This window comes from Terrabacter sp. Root85 (assembly GCF_001429185.1).
Taxonomy (GTDB): Bacteria; Actinomycetota; Actinomycetes; order Actinomycetales; family Dermatophilaceae; genus Terrabacter.
On record NZ_LMIW01000011.1, the window covers coordinates 363,618 to 371,337 of the forward strand.

The following is a 7,720-nucleotide window of genomic DNA, read 5'->3' on the forward strand; positions in this document are numbered from 1 at the left end:
GCCGGGGTCTACAGTTCCGTGCTATCTGGGCCGATGTCGTCGTCGGCCCCGCGGAATCTAAGGAGCACCTCTTGCGTCACGCAACCAAGGTCGCGGCCGTTGTCGCCGCCGCCGCGCTGGGCCTCGCGGCCTGCGGCAGCAGCAGCGACAACACGCCCGCGGGCAGCAACACCTCGGCCGGCAGCACCGGCACGCAGGCCGCCGGCAAGAAGATCGTCGTCGGTATCGCCTACGGCGTCGGCGGTCGTGGTGACCAGTCCTTCAACGCGTCGGCGGCCGTGGGCCTCGACAAGGCGAAGGCCGACCTCGGTGTCGAGTTCAAGGAGGCCACGCAGGTCAACGGTGAGAGCGAGGCTGCCACCGAGGAGCGCCTGCAGCAGTTCATCGACGCGGGCGCGACCCACGTCATCGGTGTCGGCTTCGCCTACGCCAAGGCCATCGGCACGGTCGCCAAGGCCAACCCCGACGTCAAGTTCGCGATCATCGACGACGCGTCCCCCGACTCGGCCGGCGCCAACGTCGCCCAGCTGACCTTCGCCGAGGAGCAGGGCTCCTTCCTCGTCGGTGCGGCCGCCGCGCTGAAGTCCAAGACCAACACGGTCGGCTTCGTCGGGGGCGTCGCCACCGACCTCATCAAGAAGTTCGAGGCGGGCTACATCGCCGGCGCCAAGGCGGCCAACCCGTCGATCGTCGTCAAGAGCCAGTACCTCTCGCAGCCGCCGGACTTCTCCGGCTTCAACGACCCCGCCAAGGGCAAGACGGCCGCTGAGGGCCTCTACCAGGGCGGCGCCGACGTGGTCTACCACGCCGCGGGCGGCTCGGGCAGCGGTGTCTTCACGGCCGCCAAGGCTGCTGGCAAGCTCGCCATCGGTGTCGACTCCGACCAGGCCCTGACGGCCACGCCGGACGTCCGCGACGTCATCCTCACCTCGATGATCAAGAAGGTCGACGTGGCGGTCTACGACTTCCTCAAGTCGGGTGCCGCGGGCACCGACATCACGGGCAACAAGGTCTACGACCTCAAGGCCGGCGGCGTCGACTACGCCACGACCGGTGGCAAGGTCGACGACATCAAGTCGAAGCTCGACGACTACAAGCAGAAGATCATCGCGGGCGAGATCAAGGTCCCGACCGCACCCTGATCCTCGAGAGCCTCGAGATCCCCTCTGAATGATCCCCGAGCGGGGCGACACGGCCCGGGCGGCGCGGTAGCGTCGTCGCGGGCCGTGTCCGTCCCCGGCTCCGGTGGTCGGTCGGGACGTCCTTCGACCCGGCCCCACGAACCACCCGCCCGGACTCCTCTCCGGGCCTGGACGAGGAGTTGTCGCCATCACCGCAGCACCTGCGCGACCCGACGGGACGTCGGACGCCCACCCCGCCGTTCAACTCGAGGGGATCACCAAGCGGTTCCCCGGAGTCGTCGCCAACAAGGACATCGGTTTCTCGGTCGCGCGCGGCACGGTCCACGCGATCGTCGGTGAGAACGGCGCCGGCAAGTCGACGCTGATGAAGATCCTCTACGGCGTCCAGCGCCCGGACGAGGGGTCCATCAGCATCGGCGGTCGAGTCGTCGACCTGCACTCGCCGGCCGACGCCATCGCCGCCGGCATCGGCATGGTCTTCCAGCACTTCCAGCTCGCAGACAACTTCACGGTCCTCGAGAACGTCGTCCTCGGCGCCGAGAAGCTGCACGGCATCGGCGACGCAGCCCGACGCGAGATCACGCGCATCTCGGACGAGTACGGCCTCGACGTCGACCCCGACGCCCTGGTGGACGACCTGGGGGTCGGTGCGCGCCAGCGCATCGAGATCCTCAAGGTCCTCTACCGCGGCGCCAAGATCATCATCCTCGACGAGCCCACCGCGGTCCTCGTGCCGCAGGAGGTCGACGAGCTCTTCGACAACCTCCGCGAGCTCAAGTCCGAGGGCCTGACCGTCCTGTTCATCTCGCACAAGCTCGACGAGGTGCTCTCGGTCGCCGACTCCATCACGGTGATCCGACGCGGCACGACCGTCGACACCGTCGACCCGTCGTCGGTCAACGCGCGCCAGCTCGCCGAGCTCATGGTCGGGGCCGAGCTCCCCACCCCGCAGACGGAGGAGTCCACGGTCACCGACCGCGTCGTGCTGCGCATCGAGGACATCGTCCTCGCGGGCGCCGGTGCCGGCCGCAACGTGCTCGACGGCATCTCGCTGACCATCCACGCGGGTGAGGTGCTGGGCATCGCCGGCGTCGAGGGCAACGGCCAGGCCGAGCTCGTCGAGGTCATCATGGGGATGCGCGAGCCCACGTCCGGGCTCGTCTTCCTCGGCGACACCGACATCTCCGACTGGCGCACGCGGGAGATCCGGGAGGCCGGCGTCGCCTACATCCCCGAGGACCGCCAGCGGCACGCCCTGCTCCTCGAGGCCCCGCTCTGGGAGAACCGCATCCTCGGCCACCAGACCGAGGAGCCGAACGTCCGCGGCTTCATCATCAACGCCGCGGGGGCCAAGGCCGACACCGAGCGGATCGTCAAGGAGTACGACGTCCGCACACCCTCGATCAACGTCAAGGCGGGGTCGCTCTCCGGCGGCAACCAGCAGAAGCTCATCGTCGGCCGCGAGATGAGCCACCAGCCCAAGGTGCTCGTCGCCGCACACCCGACGCGCGGTGTCGACGTCGGCGCCCAGTCGAGCATCTGGGACATCATCCGCCAGGCGCGGCGCGACGGCCTCGCCGTCCTGCTCATCTCGGCCGACCTCGAGGAGCTGATCGGACTCTCCGACACCATCGAGGTGATCCTGCGCGGGCGGCTCACCGGCACGTTCGACCCCGACACCGTCACCGCCGAGGACCTCGGTGCGGCCATGACCGGAGCTGCTGCCAACCCGGAGGAGACCCGATGAGCACGTTCAGCCCCCGCAAGCTCCTCCTCGCCGTCGCGGCGCCCGTGCTCGCGCTCGTCGTCGCGTTCCTCGTGACCTCGGCCATCCTGCTGCTCCTCGGGGACCCGGTGGTCGAGGTCTGGCAGACGATCCTCAGCTGGCCCAAGCCGCGACAGCTCGTCCAGATCGTCAACGGCGCCACGGTCTACTACCTCTCGGCCGTCGCGGTCGCGGTCGGCTTCCGGATGAACCTCTTCAACATCGGCGTCGACGGTCAGTACCGCGTCGCGGTCTTCGCCGGAGCGGCCTTCGCCGGTCAGGCCTGGTTCCCCGGCCCGCTCAACGTCCTCCTGACGATCGTCGTGGCGATGGTCGCCGGAGGCCTCTGGGCGAGCATCGCCGCCTACCTCAAGGTCCGCCGCGGCATCTCCGAGGTGATCAGCACGATCATGCTCAATGCGATCGCGACCGGCGTCGTGCAGTGGCTGCTGCTCAAGGTCGCGGTCAAGCAGCAGGGCAGCAACAGCATCTCGACGAAGCCGATCCCCGAGTCCTCGCAGCTCGACGGTCTCGGCCTCATCCCGGGCGCGACCAACAAGGTCTACACGCTCATCCTGCTCGCCGTGCTCGTCGGCGCCCTCTACTGGTTCGTCATCAACAAGACCCGGTTCGGCTTCGACCTGCGCGCGACGGGCCGCTCCGAGAGCGCCGCGGTCGCCAGCGGCGTCAAGGTGCCGCGCATGGTCGTCACCACGATGATCGCCTCCGGTGCTCTGGCGGGCCTCATCGGCATGCCGCTGCTCTTCGGTCAGGACCACAGCTACGGCACGACGTTCCAGGCCGGACTCGGCTTCGCCGGCATCGGCATCGCGCTGCTCGGTCGCAACCACCCGCTCGGCATCGCGGCCGCGGCCCTGCTGTGGTCGTTCCTCGACGTGCAGAGCAACGCGCTGCAGATCCGCGCCGGGGTCGCCTCCGAGGTCGTCTTCATCATCCAGGGCGTGATCCTCTTCGCCGTCGTCATCGCCTACGAGCTGATCCGTCGCGCCGACGTGCGCCTCGAGCAGCAGCGGGTGGCGAGGGAGCTGGCCGCGACGAGATCCGATGCCCCCACCCCGGAAGGAGCGACGGCATGAGTGTCACTGGTCTGGACGCCGGCGTCGAGAAGGTCACCGCCACCCCGCGCCGGCTCCGCCTGAGCCCGCTCCAGTGGGTCGGGGTCGGCCTCGGTGCCGTGCTCGTGCTCTCGATCCTCCGTGTCGTCACCGGCGCCAACGACGTCGACTCGTCCGGGCTGCTCATCGCGGCCTTCGGACTCGCCGTGCCCATCGCCCTCGCCGGTCTCGGCGGTCTCTGGTCCGAGCGCGCCGGCGTCGTCAACATCGGCCTCGAGGGCATGATGATCCTCGGCACCTGGGGTGCCGGTTTCCTCGGCTACCACCTCGGCCCGTGGTGGGGTCTCGTCGGAGCGGTCATCGGCGGCGCGGTCGGTGGACTCATCCACGCCATCGCGACGGTGACCTTCGGCGTCGACCACATCGTCTCGGGTGTGGCGCTCAACATCGTGGCGCTCGGCTTCGCGAAGTACCTCTCGGTGCGCTTCTTCAGCACCCTCCCGGGTGGCGGCCCGACGCAGTCGCCGCCGCTCGAGGAGCTGCCGACGATCAGCATCCCGGGCCTGTCCGACGCCCTCGGTGAGCTGGAGCAGAAGCACATCTTCTTCATCTCCGACCTCGCCGGCGTGCTCCGTGCCTTCTGCACCAACGTGTCGGTCGTGACGATCCTCGCCGTCCTGCTCTTCATCGCGACGGCCTACATCCTGTGGCGCTCGACCTTCGGCCTGCGTCTGCGCTCCGTCGGCGAGTCCCCGGTCGCGGCCGAGTCGCTCGGTGTCAACGTGCTGCGCTACAAGTTCCTGGCCGTCCTCGTCTCGGGCGGTCTGGCCGGTCTCGGCGGTGGCTTCCTCGCCCTCGTCGCGGCCAACGTGTTCCGGGACGGGCAGACGGGTGGTCGTGGCTACATCGGCCTCGCAGCCATGATCTTCGGCAACTGGCGCCCCGGCGGTCTGATGGCCGGTTCGGTGCTCTTCGGCTACACCGACGCGGCCCAGCTGCGCGGTGGCGGCACGACCGTCCACGCCTTCCTCCTGCTGCTCGCGGTGCTGCTCGTCGGCATCGGGATCTGGCAGATCGTCCGCAAGGGCCGCGTGGTGCAGGGCGTCATCGCCCTCGCCGTCGGTGTGATCGTCGGTGCCTGGTACGCCCTGACCGACATCGTGCCGCCGGAGCTGTCGAGCACGCTGCCCTACGTCACGACCCTGCTCGTGCTGGCGTTCGCCTCGCAACGCCTGCGCATGCCGGCGGCCGACGGGCAGATCTACCGCAAGGGCGAGGGGCACTAGTGGCCGACACGACGAGTCCGCAGCCCAGCACCTCCGACGCGGTCGACTGGGAGTCGCTGCGCCTGCGCGCGGTCGAGCTCATGGAGCGGGCGTACGCGCCCTACTCCCGGTTCCGCGTCGGTGTCGCCGGCCTCGTCGACGACGGGCGGGTCGTCGCCGGCTGCAACGTCGAGAACGCCGCCTACGGCGTGGCTCTCTGTGCCGAGTGCGGCATGGTGTCCGAGCTGCACGCCACGGGTGGCGGACGCCTCACCGCGGTCTTCTGCGTGGGGGGCGACGGTCAGGCTCTCATGCCGTGCGGTCGCTGCCGGCAGCTCCTCTGGGAGAACGGCGGGCCCCGGTGCCTGCTCATGACCCCCGAGGGCGTGCTCCCGATGTCGGCGGTCCTGCCGCAGGCGTTCGGGGCCGAGGACCTGCGTCACGCCGAGGGCTGAACACGTCCGCTCCCGGTCGTGCTCCGGCACCGACGGCGCTGGGACATGATGGTCCCGTGAGTGAAGCCTTCGATGCCGTAGACGTCATTTCCGCCAAGCGCGACCGGGCCGAGCTGTCCGACGCCCAGATCGACTGGGTCATCGACGCGTACACGAGGGGCGCCGTCGCCGAGGAGCAGATGTCGGCGCTCGCGATGGCGATCTACCTCAACGGGATGAACCCGCGCGAGATCGCCCGCTGGGCCGACGCGATGATCCGCTCGGGTGAGCGGCTCGACTTCTCGGGACTGTCCCGCCCCACGAGCGACAAGCACTCGACCGGGGGAGTGGGCGACAAGATCACCCTTCCCCTGGCGCCGATCGTCGCAGCCTGCGGCGTCGCGGTCCCGCAGCTCTCGGGCCGCGGCCTCGGGCACACGGGCGGCACGCTCGACAAGCTCGAGTCGATCCCCGGGTGGGGGGCCGACGTGTCCAACGAGCAGATGATGGCCCAGCTCGAGGACGTCGGCGCCGTCATCTGCGCCGCCGGCACGGGCCTCGCCCCGGCCGACAAGAAGCTGTATGCGTTGCGCGACGTCACGGGGACCGTCTCCTGCGTGCCCCTCATCGCGACCTCCATCATGAGCAAGAAGATCGCCGAGGGCACCGGGTCCCTCGTCCTCGACGTCAAGGTCGGGTCGGGCGCGTTCATGAAGGAGCTCGGGCAGGCCCGCGAGCTCGCGGAGACCATGGTCCGCCTCGGCACCGATGCCGGCGTGCACACGGTCGCCCTGCTCACGAACATGGAGACTCCGCTCGGGCTCACGGCGGGCAACGCGCTCGAGGTGCGGGAGTCCGTCGAGGTGCTCGCCGGCGGGGGCCCGGGTGACGTCGTCGAGCTCACGCTCGCCCTCGCGCGGGAGATGGTCGCGGGTGCGGGCCGCTCCGACATCGACCCGGCGGACGTGCTCGCGGACGGCCGGGCGATGGACGTCTGGCGTCGGATGATCCGCGCCCAGGGGGGAGACCCCGACGCGGAGCTGCCGACGGCCAAGGAGACCCACCACGTGCTCGCGCCGGCCGACGGGGTGCTCGTCCAGCTGGACGCCCTCGCTGTCGGGGTCGCCGCGTGGCGCCTCGGCGCCGGGCGGGCCCGCAAGGAGGACCCGGTCCAGGCCGGGGCGGGTGTCGAGCTGCATCACAAGCCCGGCGCGACCGTCCGTGGGGGAGAGCCGCTCATGACGCTGCACACCGACGAGCCGGAGCGGTTCGCCCGGGCGCTCGAGGCGCTCGAGGGCGGCTTCACGATCGCCCCCGAGGGGTCGCGGCCGGACCTGCCCCCGATCGTCATCGACCGGGTCTCCTGACTCTCGCGTGCCCGTCCGTGGTGGTCGGCGGATGCTCCGACAGACCGGCCACCACGGGTCTGTGGCGCTGTGCCGGGGGCGATTTGGGGAATCCCGGGGGACCGGGCTACTGTTCTCTTCGTCAGCCCGACAGGGAGGAACGGACGCCACCGCGGCGGTGAGAGATCACCGAGCGAAGCTGGCCGGTCCCGGGGTCTGACGAGTGTCCGGAGTGTCCGACCCAGTCGGGTCTGCTCCGGAGAGCAGGTTCCGCCCGCATCACCGTGGTTTGACTCGGTGGGGCGCGGCGGGTAAGTTTGAAGGGTTGCCCCGGAGGCCTCCTCGTTGAGGTGGTTGATGGTGTGTGTCCGATTCTTGAGAACTCAACAGCGTGTCAAAAATCGATGCCAATTACCTCGTCCCGAGGCCTGGNAAGGGTTGCCCCGGAGGCCTCCTCGTTGAGGTGGTTGATGGTGTGTGTCCGATTCTTGAGAACTCAACAGCGTGTCAAAAATCGATGCCAATTACCTCGTCCCGAGGCCTGGCCGGTTGATCTTCGTCCTCTAGTGGCGTGGTGACGGTCGTGGTTTTGGGCGAATTATCCTTTGGTTGAATTGAACTTCTAGCTTTTTGAGCTGGTTGTTCGACTTCAGTCAGGTTTTCGAGCCCTTCATGGGTTCAAAGTTTGCTCA

6 protein-coding genes are annotated in these 7,720 nt (G+C 69.3%); all 6 read left to right on the forward strand.

Features of this window, described 5'->3' with window-relative positions; genetic code table 11:
• Nucleotides 1–71 precede the first annotated feature (71 nt).
• Entirely contained in the window at nt 72–1,142 is a 1,071-nt protein-coding gene (locus ASE25_RS17835) for a BMP family protein (RefSeq protein WP_056778613.1), read from the forward strand.
• Between the two features lie 103 nt (nt 1,143–1,245).
• Nucleotides 1,246–2,889 carry an ABC transporter ATP-binding protein gene (locus ASE25_RS17840; RefSeq protein WP_082619943.1) on the forward strand — a complete coding sequence of 548 codons (1,644 nt, stop codon included), beginning with the start codon at nt 1,246–1,248 and terminating at the stop codon, nt 2,887–2,889.
• Nucleotides 2,886–4,004 carry an ABC transporter permease gene (locus ASE25_RS17845; RefSeq protein WP_056778617.1) on the forward strand — a complete coding sequence of 373 codons (1,119 nt, stop codon included), beginning with the start codon at nt 2,886–2,888 and terminating at the stop codon, nt 4,002–4,004. Before ASE25_RS17840 ends, ASE25_RS17845 begins: the two co-directional genes overlap by 4 nt.
• Nucleotides 4,001–5,269, forward strand: a complete 1,269-nt coding sequence (locus ASE25_RS17850; RefSeq protein ID WP_056826882.1) for an ABC transporter permease — start codon at nt 4,001–4,003, stop codon at nt 5,267–5,269. The genes ASE25_RS17845 and ASE25_RS17850 overlap by 4 nt, the downstream gene beginning before the upstream one ends.
• Nucleotides 5,270–5,349: 80 nt before the next feature.
• The gene (locus tag ASE25_RS17855) at nt 5,350–5,703 is read left to right on the forward strand and encodes a cytidine deaminase (protein WP_235508742.1); all 354 of its coding nucleotides are present in this window, start codon (nt 5,350–5,352) and stop codon (nt 5,701–5,703) included.
• Between the two features lie 56 nt (nt 5,704–5,759).
• A complete protein-coding gene (locus ASE25_RS17860) occupies nt 5,760–7,049 on the forward strand; it encodes a thymidine phosphorylase (protein WP_056826884.1) in 1,290 nt (429 codons plus the stop codon).
• The last annotated feature ends 671 nt before the right edge of the window (nt 7,050–7,720 follow it).